General features: G+C 64.1%; 23 protein-coding genes, 1 tRNA gene, 1 other RNA gene and 2 pseudogenes. 13 read left to right on the top strand and 14 right to left on the bottom strand.

Annotated elements, in window-relative coordinates:
- Window positions 1-495 precede the first annotated feature (495 nt).
- From ACO055_RS04620 to ACO055_RS04610, 3 genes are all read left to right on the top strand, one after another.
- Entirely contained in the window at window positions 496-1,950 is a 1,455-nt protein-coding gene (locus ACO055_RS04620) for a coniferyl aldehyde dehydrogenase (RefSeq protein WP_422061425.1), read from the top strand.
- 54 nt (window positions 1,951-2,004) lie between these two features.
- A tRNA-Leu gene (locus ACO055_RS04615) sits at window positions 2,005-2,089 on the top strand.
- Between the two features lie 401 nt (window positions 2,090-2,490).
- Window positions 2,491-3,129, top strand: a complete 639-nt coding sequence (locus tag ACO055_RS04610; RefSeq protein ID WP_422061424.1) for a PilZ domain-containing protein — start codon at window positions 2,491-2,493, stop codon at window positions 3,127-3,129.
- Window positions 3,130-3,132: 3 nt separating this feature from the next.
- Here the strand turns inward: ACO055_RS04610 and ACO055_RS04605 are convergent, their stop codons facing one another.
- From ACO055_RS04605 to ACO055_RS04590, 4 genes are read right to left on the bottom strand one after another with little or no spacing between them, the layout of a single operon-like run.
- Window positions 3,133-3,777 (bottom strand): FABP family protein, encoded by a 645-nt coding sequence (locus tag ACO055_RS04605; protein ID WP_422061423.1) that lies wholly within the window; start codon window positions 3,775-3,777, stop codon window positions 3,133-3,135.
- Window positions 3,778-3,795: 18 nt separating this feature from the next.
- A complete protein-coding gene (gene aguB, locus ACO055_RS04600; RefSeq protein ID WP_422061422.1) occupies window positions 3,796-4,647 on the bottom strand; it encodes an N-carbamoylputrescine amidase in 852 nt (283 codons plus the stop codon).
- 8 nt (window positions 4,648-4,655) lie between these two features.
- Window positions 4,656-5,639: an agmatine deiminase family protein gene (locus tag ACO055_RS04595; RefSeq protein WP_422061421.1), complete on the bottom strand. Its 984-nt coding sequence runs from the start codon at window positions 5,637-5,639 to the stop codon at window positions 4,656-4,658.
- A gap of 13 nt (window positions 5,640-5,652) precedes the next feature.
- Window positions 5,653-7,338 (bottom strand): M28 family metallopeptidase, encoded by a 1,686-nt coding sequence (locus tag ACO055_RS04590; RefSeq protein ID WP_422061420.1) that lies wholly within the window; start codon window positions 7,336-7,338, stop codon window positions 5,653-5,655.
- Window positions 7,339-7,498: 160 nt separating this feature from the next.
- Between ACO055_RS04590 and ACO055_RS04585 the strand changes: the two genes are divergently transcribed.
- Window positions 7,499-9,460 (top strand): alpha/beta fold hydrolase, encoded by a 1,962-nt coding sequence (locus ACO055_RS04585; RefSeq protein WP_422061419.1) that lies wholly within the window; start codon window positions 7,499-7,501, stop codon window positions 9,458-9,460.
- A 58-nt stretch (window positions 9,461-9,518) separates the two neighbouring features.
- Here the strand turns inward: ACO055_RS04585 and rpsD are convergent, their stop codons facing one another.
- A complete protein-coding gene (gene rpsD, locus ACO055_RS04580) occupies window positions 9,519-10,130 on the bottom strand; it encodes a 30S ribosomal protein S4 (RefSeq protein WP_037510385.1) in 612 nt (203 codons plus the stop codon).
- A gap of 212 nt (window positions 10,131-10,342) precedes the next feature.
- Here rpsD and ACO055_RS04575 point away from each other — a divergent pair, with 212 nt between their 5' ends.
- Window positions 10,343-10,672: a chorismate mutase gene (locus tag ACO055_RS04575; protein ID WP_422061418.1), complete on the top strand. Its 330-nt coding sequence runs from the start codon at window positions 10,343-10,345 to the stop codon at window positions 10,670-10,672.
- Window positions 10,673-10,677: 5 nt separating this feature from the next.
- Here ACO055_RS04575 and ACO055_RS04570 read toward each other — a convergent pair whose 3' ends face one another.
- The 8 genes and pseudogenes from ACO055_RS04570 to rpiB all read right to left on the bottom strand — a co-directional run bounded on the left by ACO055_RS04570 (window position 10,678) and on the right by rpiB (window position 15,090).
- The gene (locus tag ACO055_RS04570) at window positions 10,678-10,890 is read right to left on the bottom strand and encodes a hypothetical protein (RefSeq protein ID WP_422061417.1); all 213 of its coding nucleotides are present in this window, start codon (window positions 10,888-10,890) and stop codon (window positions 10,678-10,680) included.
- A gap of 92 nt (window positions 10,891-10,982) precedes the next feature.
- Entirely contained in the window at window positions 10,983-11,213 is a 231-nt protein-coding gene (locus ACO055_RS04565; RefSeq protein ID WP_422061416.1) for a hypothetical protein, read from the bottom strand.
- Window positions 11,214-11,246: 33 nt separating this feature from the next.
- Window positions 11,247-11,894, bottom strand: coding sequence for an RNA methyltransferase (locus ACO055_RS04560; protein ID WP_422062415.1), 648 nt, complete (start codon window positions 11,892-11,894; stop codon window positions 11,247-11,249).
- A gap of 306 nt (window positions 11,895-12,200) precedes the next feature.
- Window positions 12,201-12,344, bottom strand: a pseudogene (locus ACO055_RS04555) (GIY-YIG nuclease family protein); the annotation flags it as partial.
- A 25-nt stretch (window positions 12,345-12,369) separates the two neighbouring features.
- Window positions 12,370-12,840 (bottom strand): transcriptional regulator NrdR, encoded by a 471-nt coding sequence (gene nrdR / locus ACO055_RS04550; RefSeq protein ID WP_422061415.1) that lies wholly within the window; start codon window positions 12,838-12,840, stop codon window positions 12,370-12,372.
- A 269-nt stretch (window positions 12,841-13,109) separates the two neighbouring features.
- The gene (locus tag ACO055_RS04545; protein WP_422061414.1) at window positions 13,110-13,328 is read right to left on the bottom strand and encodes a hypothetical protein; all 219 of its coding nucleotides are present in this window, start codon (window positions 13,326-13,328) and stop codon (window positions 13,110-13,112) included.
- Between the two features lie 5 nt (window positions 13,329-13,333).
- Window positions 13,334-14,641 carry a serine hydroxymethyltransferase gene (glyA, locus tag ACO055_RS04540; RefSeq protein ID WP_422061413.1) on the bottom strand — a complete coding sequence of 436 codons (1,308 nt, stop codon included), beginning with the start codon at window positions 14,639-14,641 and terminating at the stop codon, window positions 13,334-13,336.
- Entirely contained in the window at window positions 14,638-15,090 is a 453-nt protein-coding gene (gene rpiB, locus ACO055_RS04535) for a ribose 5-phosphate isomerase B (RefSeq protein ID WP_422061412.1), read from the bottom strand. Before rpiB ends, glyA begins: the two co-directional genes overlap by 4 nt.
- A gap of 112 nt (window positions 15,091-15,202) precedes the next feature.
- Here rpiB and ACO055_RS04530 point away from each other — a divergent pair, with 112 nt between their 5' ends.
- Complete coding sequence (locus ACO055_RS04530; protein ID WP_422061411.1) at window positions 15,203-15,367, top strand: hypothetical protein; 165 nt, start codon at window positions 15,203-15,205, stop codon at window positions 15,365-15,367.
- A 37-nt stretch (window positions 15,368-15,404) separates the two neighbouring features.
- On the opposite strand, the gene ACO055_RS04525 is transcribed toward ACO055_RS04530, so the two are convergent.
- Window positions 15,405-16,061, bottom strand: coding sequence for an alpha/beta hydrolase (locus ACO055_RS04525; RefSeq protein ID WP_422061410.1), 657 nt, complete (start codon window positions 16,059-16,061; stop codon window positions 15,405-15,407).
- A gap of 273 nt (window positions 16,062-16,334) precedes the next feature.
- On the opposite strand from ACO055_RS04525, the gene ACO055_RS04520 reads away from it, so the two are divergent.
- The 7 genes and pseudogenes from ACO055_RS04520 to lon all read left to right on the top strand — a co-directional run bounded on the left by ACO055_RS04520 (window position 16,335) and on the right by lon (window position 23,617).
- Entirely contained in the window at window positions 16,335-17,438 is a 1,104-nt protein-coding gene (locus ACO055_RS04520) for a cysteine desulfurase family protein (RefSeq protein ID WP_422061409.1), read from the top strand.
- Window positions 17,438-17,817: pseudogene (locus ACO055_RS04515) on the top strand (2Fe-2S iron-sulfur cluster-binding protein). The gene ACO055_RS04520 and the pseudogene ACO055_RS04515 overlap by 1 nt, the downstream one beginning before the upstream one ends.
- Window positions 17,818-17,872: 55 nt before the next feature.
- A complete protein-coding gene (locus ACO055_RS04510; protein WP_422061408.1) occupies window positions 17,873-18,706 on the top strand; it encodes a c-type cytochrome in 834 nt (277 codons plus the stop codon).
- A 38-nt stretch (window positions 18,707-18,744) separates the two neighbouring features.
- An RNA gene (gene ffs, locus ACO055_RS04505) (signal recognition particle sRNA small type) lies at window positions 18,745-18,842 on the top strand.
- Between the two features lie 147 nt (window positions 18,843-18,989).
- Window positions 18,990-20,693: a DNA polymerase III subunit gamma/tau gene (locus tag ACO055_RS04500; protein WP_422062414.1), complete on the top strand. Its 1,704-nt coding sequence runs from the start codon at window positions 18,990-18,992 to the stop codon at window positions 20,691-20,693.
- Window positions 20,690-21,025, top strand: coding sequence for a YbaB/EbfC family nucleoid-associated protein (locus tag ACO055_RS04495; protein WP_422061407.1), 336 nt, complete (start codon window positions 20,690-20,692; stop codon window positions 21,023-21,025). Before ACO055_RS04500 ends, ACO055_RS04495 begins: the two co-directional genes overlap by 4 nt.
- Window positions 21,026-21,220: 195 nt before the next feature.
- Window positions 21,221-23,617 (top strand): endopeptidase La, encoded by a 2,397-nt coding sequence (gene lon / locus ACO055_RS04490; protein ID WP_422061406.1) that lies wholly within the window; start codon window positions 21,221-21,223, stop codon window positions 23,615-23,617.
- Window positions 23,618-23,637: the final 20 nt, after the last annotated feature.

Raw genomic sequence — 23,637 nt, 5'->3', positions numbered from 1 at the left:
ACGAGAGTCCGAAGCGGATTGAGAGCGATCGTCTTCTCCTTCGTCACCCCGGACTTGATCCGGGGTCCATAGCTGCCGTGGCACTCATGGATCCCGGATCAAGTTCGGGATGACGATCGATTGGGCGTCCGGTTGGGGTGGGGAGCGGGCGGTCACCCGACCCAGCGTGGTCCCCCGCGAAGGCCGGGGTCCAGGGCGTTCGAGAGCCGAGGTCGCGTGCGCACGCTCTGGACCCCAGCCTTCGCCGGGGAACAGGTCAAGATCGTCCGCAATGGGTCGTTGGCCCTCTGTCATCCTGAACCAAGTCCGGGATGACGACAAAACGGACGTCGTCTTTTGGTCGTCAGCCGGCCCTCCGCGCTCCACTGCGGCTCGGAGGCCCCGGCGTCGGGGCCGGGCCTTGGCGCCCTCGATCACGCGGTGCGCGCGGGTTTCAACTTGCAACTCACCGCGCGGCATGGTGAACTGCGGCAAATCCAAACAGGGAGATGGGTCATGGCCACCGCGATCAAGCAGGATATTGCCGGCGAAACGGCGCGCATGGACGACGTGCTCGCGGCGCAGAAGGCGAGCTTTACGGCTGCCATGCCCGAAAGCCTTGCGGTGCGGACCGATCGCATCGACCGCGCGATCGCCATGCTCGTCGACAACGCCGAAGCGTTCGCCAAGGCGGTGAGCGAGGATTTCGGCCATCGCAGCCGCGAACAGACGCTGATGACCGACATCATGCCGTCGGTCAGCGCGCTCAAGCACGCGAAAAAGCATATGGCGAGCTGGGCGAAGGGCGAGAAGCGCAAGCCGACGTTCCCGCTCGGGCTGCTCGGCGCGAAGGCCGAGGTCGTCTATCAGCCCAAGGGCGTCGTCGGCATCGTCGCGCCGTGGAATTTCCCCGTCGGCATGGTGTTCGTACCGATGGCGGGCGTGCTCGCGGCGGGCAACCGCGCGATGATCAAGCCGAGCGAGTTCACCGAAAATGTCTCGGCGCTGATGGCGCGGCTGGTGCCCGATTATTTCGACGAGAGCGAGATGGCGGTGTTCACCGGCGACGCCGATGTCGGCATCGCTTTCTCGAAGCTTGCTTTCGACCATATGATCTTCACCGGCGCGACGAGCGTCGGGCGGCATATCATGCGCGCGGCCGCGGACAATCTGGTGCCGGTGACGCTCGAGCTTGGCGGCAAGTCGCCGACCTTCATCGGGCGCAGCGCGAACAAGGATCTCGTCGGCCAGCGTGTCGCGCTCGGCAAGATGATGAACGCCGGCCAGATCTGCCTCGCCCCCGACTATCTGCTCGTCGCCGAGGATCAGGAAGGCGATGTGATCGACAGCGTTACCAAAGGCGCCGCGGCGCTCTATCCGACGCTGCTCGCCAACGACGATTATACCTCGGTCGTCAATGTGCGCAATTACGACCGGCTGCAAAGCTATCTGACCGACGCGCGCGAGAAGGGCGCCGAGGTGATCGAGGTCAATCCGGGGAATGAGGATTTCGCGAGCGCCAACGGCCACAAGATGCCGCTCCACATCGTCCGCAATCCGACCAGCGACATGAAAGTGATGCAGGAAGAAATCTTCGGCCCGATCCTGCCGGTCAAGACCTACAAGACGATCGACGAAGCGATCGACTATGTGAATGCGAACGACCGCCCGCTCGGCCTTTATTATTTCGGGCAGGACAAGAGCGAGGAAGACCGTGTGCTGACGCGGACGATCTCGGGCGGCGTGACGGTCAACGACGTGCTGTTCCACAATGCGATGGAGGATCTGCCCTTTGGCGGCGTCGGGCCGTCGGGCATGGGCAATTATCACGGCGTCGACGGGTTCAGGACCTTCAGCCATGCGCGCGCCGTCTATCGGCAGCCGAAACTCGATGTTGCGGGACTTGCCGGCTTCAAGCCGCCCTATGGCAAGGCGACGGCCAAGACGCTCGCGAAAGAGCTCAAGAAATAGCTTGGCAAAAAGCGGCGCTTCGCTTTAGGGGATGCGCCGCGCTGCAAGCGCCGTGCCCCTGTGGTGAAATTGGTAGACGCGCCGCACTCAAAATGCGGTTCCGCAAGGAGTGCTGGTTCGAGTCCGGCCAGGGGCACCATCATCGCTCAGATCCGCCCAGAATAGCCGATATCCGTTGGATATCGTCCGCGCCCAAACGCGCGGTGCGCGTCAAATCGCGCGCCTCTCTTCGGTCGATATGCCGAAACCGGACGCTTGTCGGCGAGCGAACCGGTTCGCGGCGGCGATTTACCTGATTTTCCATTTAATCCTGCCGATCTGGCACCGTTAAATTAAACGAAATGAGAATTTTATTCATATTCGGCGGGCATGCAGGTTTCAGGGTTCGGGTTAATAGGTCGAGTGACTGTTAACTACGGGTGGCAACAGCATTGAGTAACAAGCGAAATTTCGATATGAACCATCAGCATTATTCGAGCGGATCGTAATATAGATATGAGCTATTCCCGTTCGCCCGGCGCTGTTCCACATGAGGATGGCATGACGAATCCGCATGCTCCCAGTGCAGCGCCGCAGCCGCTCCAGCCGCCTCAGCCGGTTCCCGGCCCGGACAGCGATCGTCGCGTCGCCGATCGCTATCGCACCGTCTGGCGCATCGCGAAAGTGAAGCGCGACGGCGACGTCGGTCTGTGGCGCGTGCGCAATATGTCGGATCGCGGAATGATGCTGGCGGCGGACGTCCCCGTTGCCGTCGGCGAAGTGCTCGAGGTCGCGCTGTCCGATGCCGTTGCCGTCCGCGGTACGGTCGTCTGGTCCGAAGGCGGTCGCTGCGGCGTGGCGTTCGACGAAGAGGTCGATGTTGCCGACGTGCTGAAGCGTCTTGCCGCCGAACAGCGCGCGAGCGGCTATCGCCAGCCGCGGCTGCCCGTGCACACCCAGGCGCAGGTCGTCACCGACGAAGGCACAAGCAGCATCGAACTGGTCGACCTGTCGCAGAGCGGTGCGGGCTTCATCCACGAGGGCCATTTCGAGGTCGGCAAGGAACTCGACCTCGTGCTTGCAAGCGGCATCCGCCGCAAGGCGATCGTGCGGTGGGCGCGGGGAAATCGCGGCGGGCTATGGCTGACACAGCCGCTCGACCGCGCCGATCTCGAAAGCATTCGCCACTTCCAGAACTGACGCTCAGGCGGCGCCCTTGACGATCCTGGCCCAGGGGTTGAGGTCGGGTTCGGCGATCTTTTTCAGCTTGTTCCGGTCGCGGTGCAGGAAAGGCTCGTCGCGGCCTTTGACGACCAGCATCGTGTCGGAAACATAGCTCCACGACCCGTCGTCGTGAAAGTCGACCGTCAGTTGATAGCTGTCGGTCCGAAAGGCGAGGTCGAGGAACGTCGTCGAACAGATGCCATATTCGGTCTGCCCGCGCTCCGCCTTGACGACAAGCCGCTTCGCGTCGGGTTCGGCATGCCCCGACGCGATCGCGATCTGCCCGCGCGGGATCGCCAGCGTCTGCAGGATCAGTCCCGTCGCGGCTTCGTACAGCCAATAGCCGACCTGATCATGGAAGGTGATGTCTTCCTCGCGCGTGTTGACGTGGAGATGATAGCGCAGACCATATAAAAGCTGCGGCCCGTTCGCCTGCGGGTCGATCGGCTGCATCTCGATCCGCTCGTAATATTGGCGCGTTTCCGGGCCGTCGGCCTTGGGGTTGATGTCGACGCCGCGCTGGCCTTCCCAGATGCCGGCCAGTCGCCGCAGCGGGCCGAGATTAGCCAGCGTTTCGGGATCGACGTCTTCGGGTTCGGTGAAAATATCGTCGGGTAATTCCATGCTCGCCCCCAAGCTGGTTCAGATGTCTTCGACGAGCCGTCCGTAAAGCTGCGGCCGGCGGTCGCGGAAAAAGCCCATGCCGGCGCGGTGCTTCGCCGCGCGGTCGAGGTCGATCGTTTCGACCAGCACGCCGGTCTCGGCCGCGCCGAACGCCTGCGTCATGTCGCCCCATTCGTCGGTGATGAAGCTGTGGCCATAGAAACTGGCATCGGCTTCGGTGCCGATGCGGTTCGCGGCGATCACCGGCATGCAGTTCGACACCGCATGCCCCTGCATCGCACGGCGCCACATCCGGCTGGTGTCGAGATCGGCGTCATAAGGCTCCGATCCGATCGCGGTCGGATAAAACAGCAGCTCGGCGCCCATCAACGCCATCGCGCGCGCGCATTCGGGATACCATTGGTCCCAGCAGACCCCGACGCCGATCCGCGCGCCGAACACATCCCAGACCTTGAAACCGGTGTTGCCGGGGCGGAAATAATATTTCTCTTCATAGCCGGGGCCGTCGGGAATGTGGCTCTTGCGATACGTCCCCATGATGTCGCCGTCGGGGCCGATCATCGCGAGCGTGTTGTAATAATGCGGCCCGTCCTTCTCGAAATAGCTCGTCGGGATCGCGACCTTCAGCTTCGCGGCGAGCGCCTGCATGGCGAGGACGCTGGGATGCTCGGCGGTCGGGCGCGCGCTCGCGAACAGCGCTTCATCCTCGACCTGACAGAAATAGGGCCCCTCGAACAGCTCGGGCGGCAGGACGACCTGCGCGCCTTTGCCCGCCGCTTGCTCGACAAGCGCCGTGACGGCGTCGATGTTTGGCGCGGCGGGGCCAGGCAGGGGAAGCTGCAGCGCAGCGACGGTGATCGTGCGGGTCATGCGGGTCCCTATGCCGGAAGCTGCTGGCTCGAGCAATGGAAGCTGCCGCCGCCGACGATGATGCCGCGCGCGGGTACACCCACCGCGCGGCGATCGGGGAAGAATGCGGCGAGGGCATCCACCGCGGCCTGATCGTTCGCGACGCCATAGGTCGGCACCACCACGACGCTGTTGCCGATGTAGAAGTTCATATAGCTCGCGGCCGCGAGCTCGCCGTCGACTTCGACGCGGCCGGGCGAGGGGAGGTCGACGATCTCGACTCCGCCAAAAGCGGCAGCGCGCGCGCGCGCATCGGCATAGATAGGGGCGTTGGGATCATCGCTGTCCGCCGCGACCGGAATCGCCAGCCGCCCTTCGCCAACGAAACGCGCCAGATTGTCGACATGGCCGTCGGTATGATCGCCGACCAGCCCGTTGCCGAGCCACAGCAGGCGCTCGATCCCGAGCGACTGGTGCAGCCGCACGGCAATATCCTCGCGCGTCAGCGCCAGGTTGCGGTTGGGGTTGAGCAGGCATTCCTCGGTCGTGACGCACAGGCCTGCGCCATCGACGTCGATGCCGCCGCCCTCGAGCACCCAGTCAAGATGCTGCGTCGGCAGATCCGCGTGCGCGGCCAGGATCGCCCCGATCTCGCGGTCGCCGGGCATCACGAATTTGTTGCCCCACCAGTTGAAATCGAAATTGCGCGCTTCACGCTGGGCGCCGGTGCCGACGATGATCGGGCCCGTATCGCGAAGCCAGATGTCGCCGAAGGGAGCGACGAACAACTGCACGCCTTCATCGACCAGCGCTTCGGCGATATCGGCATTGTCATGGTCGCGAACGAGAAGATGCACCTTCTCGCCGCGGCCTCCGTCATGGACGGCGTTGGCGAAGGCGGCGACATCGCGCCGCGCCGCGTCGATCTGGCTCGACCATTCCTCCGCCATATGCGGAAAGCCGATCCATACGGCGACGTGCGGCGCCCATTCGGCAGGCATTTTTTGCGTCATGGGCGCCTTCCGGTCACTTCGCGGGACGCGACTTGTCGCGCGCGGCGCGGAACTCGTCGCCATCGTTCCAGTTCGGCCATGCATCGGTCGATGCGAGCATGCGGCCGGCAGCATAGTAAAGCTTCAGGTCGGCGAGCATGCCGTCCCAATTCTTGATCGCAGCATATTCGTCGGCCGGTGCGTGATAGCGGTTCTTCTCATAATCCTCGTGCGCCTTCACGCCCGCATCCTTGCCGCCCTCGACCAGGTCGTCGCCCGCGCCGAAGTTGAAGAAGGGCACGCCGAGCTTCGCGAAGCTGAAGTGATCGGAGCGGTAATAGAAGCCCTTCTCGGGGGTCGGCTCGTCGACGATCGCGACGTTCGCGGCCTTGGCGATCTTTTCCAGATACAGGTCCAGCTGCGACTTGCCGCGCCCGACGACGACAATATCCCTTGCCGGGCCGTTGGGATTGAGCGAGTCCATGTTCACGCCGCCCACCGTCTGCGCGAGCGGGAAGACCGGGTTCGCGGCATAATAGGCCGAACCGAGCAGGCCCGATTCTTCGCCCGTCACCGCAAGGAAGACGACGCTGCGTTCGGGTGCGCCGGCCTTTTTATAGGCCTCTGCCAGTGTGACGAGACCAGCGATGCCGCTCGCATTGTCGACCGCGCCGTTGCAGATGTCGTCGCCATTCACGGGCGTACAGCGGCCGAGGTGGTCCCAATGGCCGGTGTAGAGGACATATTCGTCCGCGCGCTTGCTGCCCGGAAGCACGCCGACGACGTTGCGCGACATCTTCTTCGCAATCTCGTTGTCGAAGGCGAAGTTTGCCTTCACGCCGGTCAGCGCGACGCCCTTGAAGCCCTTTTTGCCGGCCTCGGCGCGCAGCTTGTCGAAGTCCTGGCCCGCGCTGGCAAAAAGCTCCTTCGCCTTGCCGAGCTGGATCCAGCCGTTCGCCGCGGTCTGGTCGGCGCCGCCATCCTTGCTCTCGGCCAGATAATTGGCGCCGGTGTTGCTCGATTCGACGACGTTCCAGCCATAAGCGGCGGGTTCGGTGTCGTGGACGATCAGCGCGGCAGCAGCACCCTGACGCGCCGCTTCCTCATATTTATATGTCCAGCGGCCATAATAGGTCATCGCGCGGCCGTTGAATTCGCCCTTGGCTTCCTTGGTCTGCCAGTCGGGATCGTTGACGAGAATGACGACGGTCTTCCCCTTCACGTCGAGCCCGGCATAGTCGTTCCAGCCCTTTTCGGGGGCGTTGATGCCATAGCCGACGAACACGACGTCGCTGTCCTTGATATCGGTCTTCGGCTGCACACGATAGCTGAACGCGACAAAGTCCTTCGCATATTGCAGCGTGACCGGCGCCTTGCCGCCCGCAAAGGTCAGCGGCGTGGCATTCTTGGTCGTGATCTCTACCAGCGGGACGTCCTGCGTCCACTTGCCATTGTTGCCGGGCTTCAGCCCCGCTTCCTCGAATTTCTTGATCAGAAAAGCGACGGTCTTTTCCTCGCCGGCGGTGCCGGGCGCGCGGCCTTCATAGGCGTCCGACGACAATTCCTTCGTCACATCCTGAAGCGTCTTGAGCGACAGCTCGGGGAACTGGACGTCGGGAAGCGCGGCCGTATCGGGCGCGGCCGCCTTGTCGGCGCCGCCACATGCGGCAACGGAAAGCAGGACCGCGAAAGCCGCGGCGGTTCGGGGGAAGCGAAGCATGGAATTTCCTTGGAAAGTTACAGTGCGGGCGACCGGGCTTCTGCCAGCCCGATGCCGGGCGTGCAAGCGCCGGTTGGGAACGGAACATCTTCGCTCTTGGCAATCGCGCGACACCGGTTAAGCAGTCAGGGAACGGGACCGGATAACAGGGAGATAGGGGATGCAGGGTCGCTTTCTGTGGTTGTTGAGTGCCGGACTGATGGCGAGCGCGGCACAGGCGCAAACCGACGACGCCGCGCGGCGTTTTGGAACGCTCGGCGGGATCACGCAGGTCAGCCTGTCGCCCGACGGGCAGCGGATCGCCTTCGTCGCGCCGAACAAGGGACAGGCAAACGATCTGTTCGTTGTCGAGATCGCCGATGGGGCCGCGCCGCGCCGGATCCTCCGCGCGAGCGGCGATCCCGAGATGTTGCAATGGTGCCGGTGGGCGACCGATGCGCGGATCGTCTGCCAGATCGGCGGACGACAGAAGCTGGGAGACACAATCTTCGGCTTCACCTCGTTGCTGGGCGTCGACGCGACGGGAGGCAATGTGAAGACGCTGAGCACCCGGCGAAGCGACAAGGCGCTCAGTTTCGATTTCCGCGGCGGTTCGATCATCGACTGGCAGCCAGGGCCGGCGAACAGCGTGCTCGTGATGCGCAGCTATGTCCCCGAAGCCAACCGCTACAGCGCGTCGCTGATCACGAAGGACGAGGAGGGGATGGGCGTCGACTTGATGGACGTCACTGCCGGTTCGGCGAAGCCGGTCGAAAAGCCGCGCCGCGATGCGAGAGAGTATATTACCGACGGCAAAGGCAAGGTCCGCATCATGGGCACCCAGCCGATGGAGGGACGCACCGGCAATCTGAGCAGCGTCGTGCGCTATCTGTTCAAACCGGCGAACGGTGGCGACTGGCAGTCCTTGTCGTCGTTCGACATCCTCTCGCGCGAGGGTTTCGATCCCTGGGCGATCGATGCCGCGACCAATCGGGCGATCGGTTTCGGCAAGATCGACGGGCGCCAGGCCGTGCTTGCGGTCAACCTCGACGGAACCGGGAAGGGCGAAACCCTCTATCGCCATCCCGAAGTCGATGTTGACGACCTGGTCCGCGTCGGCCGCGACCAGCGCGTCGTCGGCGTCACCTATGCGACCGACCGCCGCCAGATGGTGACGACCGATCCGAACGTCGCGGCGATGGCAAAGTCGCTGTCGCGGGCGCTCGGCGGGCGCGATGTCTATTTCATCGACGCATCGGCCGATGAATCGCAGTGGCTTGTCTGGGCCGGCTCGGACGTCGATCCCGGCCGTTATTATCGGTACACGCCGGCCGCAAAACAGCTTCGCCCGTTACTGGATGAGCGCCCGCTACTGGCAGGGCAGACATTGTCGCCGGTGAAGGCCGTTCGCTATCCGGCCGCCGATGGCACCATGATCCCCGGCTATCTGACGCTGCCGCCCGGACGAACCGATGCGAAGGGGCTCGCCGCCATCGTCATGCCGCACGGCGGACCGTCGACACGCGACGAATGGGGGTTCGACTGGCTCGCGCAATATTTCGCCCACTCGGGCTTCGCGGTCGTTCAGCCCAATTATCGCGGATCATCGGGCTATGGCGACCAATGGTATCAGAACAACGGTTTCCAGTCGTGGAAGACTGCGATCGGCGACGTGACCGACGCCGGCCGCTGGATTCTGTCCGAAGGTGCCGATCCGGCGAAGCTGTCGATCGTCGGCTGGTCCTATGGTGGCTATGCGGCATTGCAGTCGGGCGTATTGGCGCCCGATCTGTTCAAGTCGATCGTCGCCATTGCGCCGGTGACCGACCTTGGCAAGATGAAGGACGAAAGTGCCCGCTACATCAGCGGTACGATCACGCGCGATTTCATCGGCTCGGGCCCGCACATCCGCGAAGGATCGCCGGCGCAGAATGCGGGCCGCATTCAGGCGCCTGTGCTGATGTTCCACGGCACGCTCGACCAGAATGTCGATATCGATCAGGCCCGCATCATGCGGGGCGCGTTGACCGGAGCCGGGCGCAAAGTCGAACTGATCGAATATCCCGGACTTGCGCACAATTTGAACGATAGCGACGCGCGAGCCGCGATGTTGGCGCGGATCACGCAGTTTCTGCCGCATTGAATCGAAAAGGGGCGGCCCGTTTCCGGACCGCCCCCTTTGAATTCGATAGCGAACTCGATCAGCGCGAATAGAATTCGACGACCAGGTTCGGTTCCATCTTCACCGGATAGGGGACTTCGTCGAGCGTCGGGACGCGGACATAGGTCGACTTGGTGCCGTCAACCGACAGATATTCGGGCAGGTCACGCTCGGGCAGGCTCTGCGCTTCGGCAACCAGCGCCATTTCCTGCGCCTTCTTGCCCAGGGTGACTTCGTCGCCCGGCTTCACGAGACGGCTCGCGACGTTGCACTTCACGCCGTTCACATAGACGTGACCGTGGCTGACGAGCTGGCGCGCCGAGAAGATCGTCGGGGTGAACTTCGAGCGATAGACGACGGCGTCGAGGCGACGCTCGAGCAGGCCGATCAGATTCTGGCCGGTGTCGCCCTTCATGCGCGATGCTTCGAAATAATTCTTCTTGAACTGCTTCTCGGTGATGTCGCCGTAATAGCCCTTCAGCTTCTGCTTCGCGCGGAGCTGGATGCCGAAATCCGACATCTTGCCCTTGCGGCGCTGGCCGTGCTGGCCGGGGCCATATTCGCGGCGGTTGACCGGGCTCTTCGGGCGACCCCAGATGTTTTCACCCATCCGGCGGTCGAGTTTATACTTGGCGCTTTGGCGCTTCGACATATGTCGTCTCCAACTTGCTGTGTGCCGAGAAATTTCGGCGATTCCCGGGTCGCACCATATGGGCTGAGCCATATGCGACCGCCGCTTCACCGGGGTGCGGGGTCCATTGCGAAGGCGCGCGGTTAGACGGCGAAGGCGGCAAAGTCAAGCGTTCAGGCCCCCGAACGGGCCATCCCTCGACAGCACAAAAAAAGCCGCTAAAGGCAGCGCGCATGACCGCCGCCAAACTTCCCGACCCGAAACGTCCCGATCAATGCGAGACGATGACCGACGTGCGCGCCGGGGTCGATCAGGTCGACCGCGAGCTGGTCGCGCTGCTCGTGCACCGCTTCGCTTACATGGACGCTGCCGCGCGCATCAAGACCGACCGCGACAGCGTGCGCGACGAAGCGCGCAAGGCCGAGGTGCTCGACAATGTCGCACAGGAAGCCGCGGCCGCGGGGCTGGAGCCCGCGCGACTACGTGCGGTGTGGGACGAGCTTGTCGAGCAGTCGATCGCTTATGAAACGACCCGCTGGGATCGCCTGCGCGCCGGGAGCTGATGCGATCAGTTGGTCGCGCCGGTCGACGGCTTGTTCGGCTCGGCGCTGGCTTCGTCTTTGGGTTGAGTCGGTTCGACGACCGTCCGGCACACGCGCTTGGGGATATTGCTCCCCGACATTTCGACCCTTTCGCAAACCTTTTTGGGTTTGGCGGGCTTGGCAGGCTGCCCGGCGTCGGATCCCGCCGCCGCAAGCGCCAGCGAAAGAAATAGGCTCATCATCTAAATCAAACTCCTGGGGATCGCCGACCGATTGAGATCATCGGTTCGGCGGTCGACATGCTGCATTGCAGCATGGCGCCGTCCGATTGTCAATTCTTGGCGTCGCCCATCCGCTTGCTGGTCGAATCGGCCTGACGATTCCAGTCTTCCTGCGTGCGGCATTCGCGCTCGGAAAAGCGGCTGCCGGTGTCGGCGATGCGGCGGCAGATCAGCTTGGGCTTGGCCTTTTCGGGCACGGCGGTGGTTTCGCCCGTCGGTTGCGACGTGGCGGCTTCGGGGGCGGCGGCCGAAAGGGCCAGGGAAATAAGCAGGGAAAACATTGCTGTGGAGACTCCAGGGAGGGAGCGCGTCAATTATCGTGATCGCGGCTCTCTGCCAAGTATCGTAATGATGCCGTGCAGCATCCGGATGTCATTGTGCGACCAGCCGGTCTTGGTGAGCGTGGTCCGCAACGTGCGAAGCGTCGCTTCGGTACGGCCGGCCGGAAAGAAATAGCCGGCGGCATCGAGGTCACGGACAAGATGCTGGATCAACTCCTCCATCTCGGCATGCGGCGCAGGCGGCTCGAGCGGAACGTCGGGCGGGCTGGCCAGCGCTATGCCTTTCGACCATTCATAGGCGATCAGGATGACCGCCTGCGCCAGGTTGAGCGATCCGAATTCGGGATTGATCGGCACCGTGACGATGCTGTGCGCGACCGCGACGTCGTCGGTTTCCAGCCCCGAACGTTCGGGTCCGAAAACATAGGCCGAGCGGCCCGCGGCGGCGTGCACCTGCTTCGCGGCAGCTTCGGGCGTGAACACCGGTTTGGTGACCCCGCGCTTGCGCACGGTAGTCGCATAGATATGCGTGCAATCGGCGACGGCGTCGGCCAGCGAATCGAAAACCTCGGCCGATGCAAGCACGATGTCGGCGCCCGCCGCGGCCGGACCCGCGTCGGGATTCGGCCAGCCGTCGCGGGGGGCAACAAGCCGCAGGTCGGTCAACCCGAAATTCAACATCGCGCGCGCCGCCTTGCCGATATTCTCGCCAAGCTGTGGCCGGACAAGGACGATGACAGGGCCCCGTCGAGACGCGCCTTCGCCGGGGCTCGGTCGCTCTTCGGGACAAGCGGAAGACAAGGAATTGCGTTCGTCCTGAGCAGGAACGGAGACTGAGCTTGGCGAAGTCTCTGTTTCGTCTCGAAGCACCCTGGCACGGCTGGCCAGTCGGCGAATCGCCGGCCAATCTCCGCGGATCAATGCTTCCTTCTTCGCTCGTGACCAGCCCTTGATCTGGCGTTCCGCTTCAAGCGCATCGGCCTGTGTCGAAAACTCCGCGCTCCAGGCCAGTTCCACGGGATGCCTTGTTGCCGTGTAGCCTGGAATCTCTCCGGACTGATGCTGTCCGACGCGCATTTCCAGATCGTCGGTATGTCCGACATAATAGCTGCCGTCGCGGCAGCGAAGCATATAGGCCCAGAAAGTCATGTGGATTTCAGGATCCGCCCTTCTTCGCCGCCTCGGTGATCGACGATGCAAACTCCTCGAAATCCTTGGCTTCGGTGAAGTCGCGATAGACGCTGGCGAAGCGGATATAGGCGACATTGTCGAAGCCCTTCAGCGCTTCCATCACCATTGCGCCGATCTGCGCCGCTTGCACTTCATTGTCGCCCGAGGTTTCGAGCTGGCGCTGGATTCCCGACACCAGCCGTTCGATCCGCGCGCCGTCGATCGGGCGTTTGCGACAGGCGATCTGGACACTGCGCATCAGTTTCTCGCGGTCAAAGGGTTCGCGTCCGCCGCCTGCCTTGAGCACCGCGACTTCGCGCAGCTGAATGCGCTCGAACGTCGTGAAGCGCGCGCCGCAATCCTCGCACTGGCGCCGGCGGCGGATCGCCGCGCCGTCCTCGGTCGGACGGCTGTCCTTCACCTGGCTGTCTTCATGTCCGCAATAGGGGCAACGCATGGTTAGGGTCCAAACTCGATGGCAGCATCGCCGAGGCGCCCAAATGGCGAACAGCTCGGGCCGAAAGACGCGCCGGGAAGGCTGGTTGCCTTTCCAAGCGGCTTTCGGGCCGCGATGGAAGCTATTTGGGCGTCCCGAAGCGATTTGATCAAAATGGCCCATCGCTTCGTCGAGAGGCCTTGAAATATTGACATATTACTGCGTCTTCTCTCCTCGCGCTGGGCCATTTTGCTTCAAACCTCGACGATGCCGCCATCGAGTTTGGACCCTTAGCGTTTCACCCGACTATAGAGTGCGATCGCAGCTCCAGCGAACAGGCCCACCGGCCATGTCACGACCGGCAGCAATATGCCCGCGACGGCGCCGATCGCGCCGCCGGTCAGCACCGGCTTGGTCGACGGATGGGCCAGCCCCTGCTTGCCCATCGCCTTGACCTCTTCGATCGTCGTTTCGACCAGCGTCGGTTCTTCTGGGCTCTGCCGTGCCATCGCTCTTATCCCTGATAGATGGGGAAGCGTTCGCAGAGCGCGCGGACGCGGCCCCGCACATCCGCCTCGACATCGGCGTCGCCATGCTCACCCTTTTCGCGCAGCGCTTCGAGCACGTCGGCGACCATGTCGCCGATGGCCTCGAACTCGGCGATGCCAAAGCCGCGCGTGGTGCCCGCGGGCGAACCGACGCGAATGCCGCTGGTCTTGACCGGCGGCAGCGGATCGAAGGGGACGCCGTTCTTGTTGCAGGTGATTGCGCTGCGTTCGAGCGCTTCGTCGGCGTCGCGGCCGGTGATGCCGAGCGGACGAAGGTCGATCAGCGCGAGGTGCGTGTCGGTGCCGCCCGCGACGACGTCGGCGCCGCGTGCCTTCAGCCGGTTCGCGAGCGCCTGCGCGTTGGCGATCGTCGCCTTGGCATAATCCTTGAACTCGGGACGCAGCGCTTCGCCGAAAGCGACCGCCTTCGCGGCGATGACGTGCATCAGCGGACCGCCCTGGAGGCCAGGGAAAACCGCCGAATTGATGCGCTTGGCGATCGCCTCGTCATTGGTCAGGATCATGCCGCCGCGCGGGCCGCGCAGCGTCTTGTGCGTCGTCGTGGTGACGACATGGGCATGCTCCATCGGCGACGGATGCGCGCCGCCCGCGACCAGACCCGCAAAATGCGCCATGTCGACCATCAGCAGCGCGCCGACATCATCGGCGATGGCGCGGAAGCGCGCGAAGTCGAGCGTGCGCGGATAGGCCGAACCGCCCGCGATGATCAACGACGGGCGATGCTCTTTCGCCAGCGCCTCGACCTGATCGAAATCGACGAGATGGTCGTCGGCGCGCACGCCATATTGCACGGCATTGAACCATTTGCCCGACATCGCGGGCGGCGCGCCGTGCGTCAGGTGGCCGCCAGCGTCCAGGCTCATGCCCAGGATCGTCGCGCCGGGCTTTGACAGCGCGAGCATCACCGCGCCGTTCGCCTGCGCGCCCGAGTGCGGCTGGACATTGGCATAGCCGCAGTCGAACAGCTGCTTGGCGCGGTCGATTGCCAGCGTCTCGACCTCGTCCGACGGCGCGCAGCCCTGATAATAGCGTTTGCCCGGATAGCCCTCGGCATATTTGTTGGTGAAGACCGACCCTTGCGCTTCAAGCACCGCTTTCGAGACGATGTTTTCCGACGCGATCAGTTCGATCTGATATTGTTCGCGATCCATCTCGTGCTTCATCGCCGCGGCGACAGCGGGGTCGGTGGCGGCAACGCCATCGGTGAAATAGCCGGCCGATTTGATGGGCTTGTCGAGCGTGTCTGTCGTCATCGGCTGGTCTCCAGTTGGGGCGGATTGGAAAGCTTGTCGACGCGCCGCGCGTGGCGGCCGCCTTCGAATTCGGTGGCGAGAAAGGCGGTTACGCACGCCTTCGCCATGTCGATGCCGGTCAGGCGCGCGCCCAGCGCGATGACGTTGGCATCATTGTGCTGGCGGGCGAGCGATGCCGAAAGCGGCTCATCGACGCGCGCGCAGCGGCAGGCGGGGTTGCGATTGACCGAGATCGAGATCCCGATACCCGATCCGCAAAGCGCGATGCCGCGGGTCGCGCGCCCGTCGGCGATCGCTTCGGCCAGCGCATAGCCATAATCGGGATAGTCGACGCTGTCGGTGCTGTCGGGGCCGAGGTCGGCGACCTCATAGCCTTCTCCGCGCAGCCAGTCGGCGAGCACGGCCTTCAGCTCGTAAGCGGCATGGTCAGAGGCGATCGCGATGCGCATGGCGCGGCTCCCGAAAGGTCAAAGGGAATCGATGAGCGCGCTTTAGGCGAAGCCGTCGCCCTTGGCCATAAGCGAGGTGGCAAATTTGTGACGCCGACGATAAGGCGGCGCGATGTCCGACACGATCATTTCCGTGCTGATGCTGACCGGGGTCGTCCTGACCGCCGGTGCAGCCTATGTCTTTCGCATGGGCGACCGCAAGCGCGCGCTGCTGATGCTCGTCGCGGCGCTGGTGATGTTCGCCAATGTCGCGATCTGGCTGGTGCCGACGACATGACATGACGTCCTCCCCACGCGGGGGGAGGACCCCAAGGTCAGCGGATCGGCGAATCGGGTGCGAGCCGCATATCCAGATAGTTATCGAGCGACTTCATCAACTGGTCGAGCTCATGCTCGAAGAAATGGTTCGCGCGCGGGATCTCGTCGTGATGGATCGTGATGCCCTTTTGCGTGCGCAGCTTGTCGACGAGTTTCTGGATCGCGGCGGGGGGGACGATCTCGTCCTGCCCGCCCGCGACGATGATGCCCGACGAGGGGCAGGGCGCCAGAAAGCTGAAGTCGTACATGTTCGCCGGCGGCGCGACCGACAGGAAGCCGCGGATTTCGGGGCGGCGCATCAACAGCTGCATGCCGATCCACGCGCCAAAGCTGAAGCCCGCGATCCAGGTGGTCTGCGCTTCGGGATGGATCGACTGGACCCAGTCGAGCGCCGAGGCGGCATCGCTCAGTTCGCCGATACCGTTGTCGAACGTGCCCTGGCTGCGGCCGACGCCGCGAAAGTTGAAGCGCAGCACGGCAAAGCCGCGCGCGACGAAGCTCTTGTACATCGCCTGCGTGATGCGGTCGTTCATCGTGCCGCCGCCCTGCGGATGCGGGTGAAGGATCAGCGCGACCGGCGCGCGCGGGCGCGGCGGCGGCGAGAATCGACCTTCGATGCGGCCCTCAGGGCCGGGGAAAATCACGTCGGGCATGGGAACACCTCTTATCTTTTTGAGCTCCGGCGCGAATCGCCGGTTGGCGGGTGGCGGAGCGAAGATGGCGCCTATATAGAAAATGCGTAGCAAGTTGCAACTTTTGCGAATCGCTCGCAATAGGGGGAGTGATCGGTCTCTCTTCGTCATCCCGGACTTGATCCGGGATCCATGCCAGCAGCGCCGGAATAGTGGATACCGGATCAAGTCCGGGATGACGATAGCCGAAGAGCATCGCTCGACACCGGCAGGATTAGCAGGCAAATGCCGGCGATGATCTACCTCGATTATCAGGCCACGACGCCGCTCGCTCCCGAAGCGCGCGAGGCGATGATGCGCTGGCTGGGGGGGCCGGGCGCCGATGACTTTGGCGGCGGTGGTTTTGCGAACCCGTCGAGCACGCACAAGGCCGGGCGCGCCGCCGCTGCCGCTGTCGAAGTCGCGCGCGATCAGGTCGCGGCTCTGCTGCCGAAGGGCGGGCGCGTCTTCTTTACCTCGGGCGCGACCGAGGCGCTCAACTGGGCGCTGTTCAGCGGCGCGAAAGCCAGGCCGGGCGGCGTCGCGGGGCTCAGCATCGAACACCCCGCTTCGCTGCAATGCCTCGAACGATTGAATGCCGCGATCCTGCCGGTCGATAGCGCGGGGCTCGCGCTTCCAACCGACGATGCATTGATTCCGGACAATGGCATCGTCGCGACGATGCTGGTCAACAACGAGGTCGGGACGATCCAGCCCGTCGCCGATTTCGCGGCGGCCGCGCATGCCAAGGGCAGCTTGCTGCTCTGCGACGCGGTGCAGGGCTATGGCCGCGTCGCGATTCCCGACAGCGCCGACCTGATCGCGCTTTCGGCGCACAAGATCCACGGGCCAAAGGGCATCGGCGCGCTGTGGGTTCGCGACGGCATCGACCTTGATCCGCTGATGTTCGGCGGCGCGCAGGAGCAGGGGATGCGTTCGGGCACCGTGTCGCCGGCACTCTGCGCCGGCTTCGGCGCTGCGGCGGCGCTCGCGGCCGAACGTTTCGATGCCGACGGCGCGCATGTCGAGCGCCTCTGGTCGCTCGCGATGGACCTGCTCCCCGAATGGATGCTCAACGGCGCCGCCAGCCCGCGCTATCGGGGCAATCTCAACGTCCGGCGCGAAGGCGTGAACGGGCTCCGCCTGATGTCGGACGCCCGCAACATCGCTTTCTCGCTCGGCAGCGCGTGCGGCAGCGGGTCGGGCAAGGTCAGCCATGTGCTGCGCGCGATGGGGGTGAGCGAAGCCGACGCGCGCGCCTCGATCCGCCTCGGCTGGGGACGGTATACCAGCGAGCTTGACCTGCGCGAGGGTCTGGCCGCGATCAGGGAGGCCGCGCGCCTTCAGGGAGTGAATTGATGCGCGTCACCTTCATTCACGCCGACGGCAAGGGACGCACAGAGGTCGAGGCTGAACCGGGCTCGATCCTGCTCGACGTTGCGCAAGCCCATATGATGCCGCTGGAGGGAACGTGCGAGGGACAGATGGCCTGCTCGACCTGCCATGTCATTGTCGACAAGGAGGATTTCGGCCGCTTGCGACCTGCCATGTCATTGTCGACAAGGAGGATTTCGGCCGCTTGCCCGAAGCCAGCGAGATGGAGGAAGATATGCTCGACCTCGCCGCGGGGGTGCGCCGCACGAGCCGCCTGTCGTGCCAGATCGTGCTGACCGGCGACCTCGACGGTTTGACCGTGCATATTCCGCCCGAAAGCCGCAATATGCAGGGACCGCGCTGATACTACCGGCAATCGCAGAAGACGTCGGCGCGTCTTGATCGGGAGAGGAGGGGCAATGCGGGGATTGGCCTTTTCGGTACGGGCATCATCAGTATTGGCATCGACACTGGCGCTGCTCGGGGCGTGCGGTACGCCTGCGGAAAAACGCGATCCGCCCGTCGCCTTTGCGAAACTGTCGCCCGATCGCGTCAAGCATGGCGAGCGCCTCGCGATCGTCCTCGGCTGCTCGGGGTGCCACGGCAAGGATCTGGCCGGCCAGGACTGGAGCGAGGACGGCTATGGCCGCCTGTGGACCGCCAACCTGACCGTCGCGGCGGCGGGCTATAGCGACGCGCAGCTGGAAAGTGTCATTCGCAGCGGGAAAAAGCCCGACGGCACGCCGCTCTGGGATATGCCGTCGAACCTCTTCACGCAGCTCGCCGACGCCGACATGGCGGCGCTGATCGCCTATATCCGCAGCCGTCCGGCCAAGGGCGCGGCGCATCCGCCCCCGACTTTCGGCCCGATCCTGAAGGCCGAGATGGCGAAGGGCACCTATTACTCATCCGCCGTCAAGGTCGAGCGCGAGGGCAAGGCGTGGCCGCCCGACGCAGGGCCGCAGCATCGCCTCGCGCGCTATATGGTCCGCGCCACCTGCGCCGAATGCCACGAAATGAACCTGCGCGGCGGGAAGAGCGGGCCCGTCAAGGCCGAACGGCCCGACATCCGGATCGCCGCGTCCTACGAATCCGGGGACTTTGCCCGCCTGCTCCGCACCGGCGTTCCGGCGGGCGAACGCAAGCTGGGGCTGATGGGCGAAGTCGCGCGGGGACGCTACAGCCATTTCACCGACGCCGAAATCGCCGCCATCCATGCCTATCTGAAGGCCGTGGCCGAACGCGATCCCTGACCGCGCTTGATTTTCGCGCCGGTCCCCGCCATATGCGCGCCGGGAGTCGGGCGGACGCAGTCTTCGCCAACCCGGTCAGGTCCGGAAGGAAGCAGCCGCAACGAATTTGCTGCGGGTCGTTCCGGCTCCCACCCTCATCTGTCTCTCTGGTTTCGTCACCCTGAAACAAGTTCAGCATGACGAGATATGGGAACCCCCGCTTTCCCCTTCGACAAGCGCCCCGGCCGTCCCTAATACGAAGCGCATGAGCGATTCCGCCGACGACGATATCCCGATGCTGGGAATGGACCTGCCCGCGACCGCTCCGCCGGCGTCGAGCGGCCCATACCGCGTTCTGGCCCGCAAATATCGCCCGCAAACCTTCACCGAGCTGATCGGGCAGGATGCGATGGTGAAGACGCTTGGCAACGCGATTGCGCGCGACCGGCTGGCGCATGCGTTCCTGATGACCGGCGTGCGCGGGGTCGGCAAGACGTCGACCGCGCGCCTGATTGCCAAGGCGCTGAACTGCATCGGTCCCGACGGGCAGGGCGGGCCGACGATCGACCCGTGCGGGATCTGCGAACCATGCCGTGCGATCACCGAAGGCCGCCATATCGATGTGATCGAGATGGACGCCGCGTCGAACACCGGCGTCGACGATGTGCGCGAGATTATCGAGGCGGTGCGCTATGCTGCGGTGTCGGCGCGCTACAAGATCTACATCATCGACGAAGTGCATATGCTGTCGCGCAACGCCTTCAATGCGCTTCTGAAAACGCTCGAAGAGCCGCCGCCGCACGTCAAATTCCTGTTTGCGACCACCGAAGTCAACAAGGTGCCGGTAACAGTCTTGTCGCGTTGCCAGCGTTTCGACCTTCGCCGCATCACGCCCGATATGCTGTTCGCGCATTTCAGCTCGATTCTGCAAAAGGAAGGCGTCGAGGCCGAAGCGCCGGCGATCTGGCTGATCGCCAACGCTGCCGAAGGATCGGTGCGCGACGGACTCTCGATCCTCGACCAGGCGATCGCGCACGCCGATCTCGAGGCTGGAGGCGCCGGCGGCGGGATGATCGGCGCCGATCAGGTGCGCACGATGCTCGGCCTGTCCGACCGCAGCGCGATTGCGCAACTGATGGCGACGATCCTCGAAGGCGACAGCGGCGGCGCGATCGACCTGGCCCGCGCGCAATATGCGCTGGGGATCGAACCTGTCGCGATGGTGCGCGGGTTGATGGACCTGACGCATGCGGTGACGCTGGCAAAAGTGGCGCGTCACGACGACCCTGCGCTTGCCGCGAGCGACCGCGAACGCATCGGCGACTGGGCACAAAAGCTAGGCTTTGCGCCGCTCAACCGTCTTTGGCAGCTGCTTCTCAAGGGCCATGACGAGGTTCTTCGCGCGAACAACCCGGTCGAGCATCTCGAAATGCTGCTGCTGCGCGTCATCTATGCCGCGTCGCTCCCCGATCCCGGCGAGTTGGCAAGGCTGCTGGAATCGGGCGGTGTGCCGACCATGCCGCTAGCGGCTCCCGCCGTCGCCGCCGGGCAGGAAAGCATGGCGGCCGATCCGGTCGCATCGGCCAATCCCGCATCCGCAAATCCCGCGTTGGCCAACCCCGCGCCACCGGTCTCCGCGCTCACCATTGCGCAGATTCAGCAGCTTCTCGAAAATACCGGTAATCATCAGCTTGCGCGGCAAGTTTATGACGACGTCAAACTTTTGGAGCTCGAACCCGGCCTGCTCGTCTACGCCGCTGTGCCGGCGCTCGACGCGGGTTTCGGGCGCGCACTCGGCGATGCCCTTCTGAACGCGACCGGCAGCCGCTGGCAAGTCCGCGCGGGCGAGGGCGAGGGTCGCCCCAGCCTCGGCCAGATGCGCGCCGCCAAGCTTGCCGACAACGAGGCGCGAATCCGCGAATTGCCCGTCGTGAAGGCGGCTCTGGCCGCGTTTCCGGACGCAAGGCTTGTCGAAGACGATAACAATCAACATAGGTCCCAGTCATGAAATCGATCGAAGAAATGATGAAGGCGGCGCAGGAAGCCGCCGCCACCGTTCAGGCGCAGATGCAGGAAGCGCAGGCGAAGCTCGACAGCGTCGAGGTCGAAGGCGTGTCGGGCGGCGGTCTGGTCAAGATTCTTGCGAGCGCGAAGGGCCGGATCAAATCGATCCACATCGACGACAGTCTGATGGTCCCCAATGACAAGCAGATGCTCGAAGATCTGCTCGCCGCGGCCTTCAACGACGCTCGTGAAAAGGCCGATCGGGTCAGCAACGAGGAAATGGGCAGAATGACGAGCGGCCTGCCGCTCCCGCCGGGTTTCAAGCTGCCGTTCTGACCTGATAATCCTCCCCATCGCTTCGCGACGGGAGGGGCTTGCCACCGAATGACCTTGCCCCCTCGCAATCCCGCGTCGCCGTGTGGCCCGTTCAGCATCGCGACATTGAATGCGCGCCAAGTTACGCCATATTAGCGATGAACACCCTATAAGAGGGGCGGAGCCGCCGAAGCCGGGGCACGCCCAGGAGCCGTAATGACGCAATCTTTTCCCCTGTTGCCGCTGCGCGATATTGTCGTTTTCCCGCATATGATCGTTCCGCTCTTCGTCGGCCGCGACCGCTCGGTCGCCGCGCTCGAAGCCGCGATGGAAGCCGACAAGGAAATCTTCCTCGTCGCCCAGCTCGATCCGGGCGAGGACGATCCGCAGCGCGACGACCTGTATGAAACCGGCGTCATTGCGACGGTTTTACAGCTTTTGAAGCTGCCCGACGGCACCGTCCGCGTGCTCGTCGAAGGCAAGGAGCGCGCAAAGCTCACCGGCCTTTCGACCGAAGGCAAGGCGGTCGTGGCGACCGTGAAGCCCATTGCCGACACGCTCGATGACAGCGTCGATACCGCTGCGCTGATGCGCTCGGTCGTCGACCAGTTCGAAAGCTACGCCAAGCTCAACAAGAAGATGCCCGCCGAAACCGCGGTGCAGCTGTCGCAGATCGAAGACGCCTCGCGTCTCGCCGATTCGGTTGCCGGAAACCTCAACATCAAGGTGTCCGACAAGCAGGCGCTCCTTGTCGAGGATGCGCCGGCCAAGCGGCTCGAAATGGTCTTCGCCTTCATGGAGGGCGAACTCGGCGTGCTGCAGGTCGAAAAGAAGATCCGCGGCCGCGTGAAGCGACAGATGGAAAAGAGCCAGCGCGAATATTATCTCAACGAACAGTTGAAGGCGATCCAGCGCGAACTCGGCAACGACAATGGCGAGGGCGGCGACGATCTGGCCGAGCTGCAAGTCAAGATCGACAGCCTCAAGATGTCGAAAGAAGCCAAGGCCAAGGCGAACGCCGAGCTCAAGAAGCTGCGCGCGATGGCGCCGATGTCGGCTGAAGCCACCGTGGTTCGCAACTATCTCGACACGCTGATCGGCCTGCCGTGGGGCAAGAAGTCGAAGCTGAAGAAAGACATCGCGAAGGCGCAGGCCGTCCTCGACGACGATCATTATGCGCTCGAAAAGGTGAAGGACCGGATCGTCGAATATCTGGCGGTCCAGGCACGCACCAACAAGCTGAAGGGGCCGATCCTCTGCCTCGTCGGCCCCCCGGGCGTCGGCAAGACCTCGCTCGGCCGTTCGATCGCCAAGGCGACGGGCCGCGAATTCGTCCGCCAGTCGCTCGGCGGCGTGCGCGACGAAGCCGAAATCCGCGGTCACCGCCGCACCTATATCGGCTCGCTGCCGGGCAAGATCGTGACGAACCTCAAGAAGGCCGGCACGATGAACCCGCTGTTCCTGCTCGACGAGATCGACAAGCTGGGCCAGGATTTCCGCGGCGATCCGGCTTCGGCGCTGCTCGAAGTGCTCGACCCCGAACAGAATGCGAAGTTCCAGGACCATTATCTGGAGATCGACGTCGATCTGTCCGACATCATGTTCGTCACGACGGCCAACTCGCTGAACCTGCCGCAGGCGCTGCTCGACCGCATGGAGATCATCCGGCTCGAAGGCTATACCGAGGACGAGAAGGTCGAGATTGCAAAGCTCCACCTGATCGCCAAGCAGGTCGAGGCACATGGCCTGAAGGACGGCGAGTTCACGCTGACCGACGAAGGGCTGCGCGACCTGATCCGCTACTACACGCGCGAGGCGGGCGTCCGCACGCTCGAGCGCGAGATTGCGCGTCTGGCGCGCAAGGCGCTGCGCCGCATCCTCGAAGGCAAGGCGGAAAGCGTCACCGTCACGCCGGAAAATCTCAACGAATTTGCGGGGGTCCGCAAATTTCGCCACGGCATGGGCGATCTGGAGGACCAGATCGGCGCCGTCACCGGCCTGGCATGGACCGAAGTCGGCGGCGAACTGCTGACGATCGAGGCCGTGACCGCGTCGGGCAAGGGCCAGGTGCGCACCACGGGCAAGCTCGGCGAAGTGATGACCGAATCGGTTCAGGCCGCGCTCTCGTTCGTGAAGGCGCGGGCGCCAAGCTATGGCATCAAGCCCAGCCTGTTCGCACGCAAGGACATCCATATCCACTTGCCCGAAGGGGCGGTGCCGAAGGACGGCCCGTCGGCGGGCGTCGGCATGGTCACCGCGATGATTTCGACGCTGACCGGCATTCCGGTGCGCCGCGATGTCGCGATGACCGGCGAAGTCACGCTGCGCGGCCGCGTGCTTGCGATCGGCGGGCTCAAGGAAAAGCTGCTCGCGGCGCTGCGCGGCGGCATCACGACAGTGCTGATCCCCGAAGAGAATGAAAAGGACCTGGTGGAAATTCCCGCCAATATAACCAACGGCCTGAAGATCATTCCGGTCAGCCATGTCGATCAGGTGCTGGCCGAAGCGCTGGCGAGTCCCATCGTGCCGATCGAGTGGACCGAGGCGGACGAACTCGCCGCGTCGCCCCCGATTTCGCCGGGAAGCGACCCCGAGACCGCGATTCGGCACTGAGTCATCAGTGCCGGAAAGCA

Source organism: Sphingopyxis sp., from assembly GCF_965227415.1.
Classification (GTDB): Bacteria; Pseudomonadota; Alphaproteobacteria; order Sphingomonadales; family Sphingomonadaceae; genus Sphingopyxis.
This window is presented reverse-complemented; position numbering and strand designations above follow the sequence as displayed.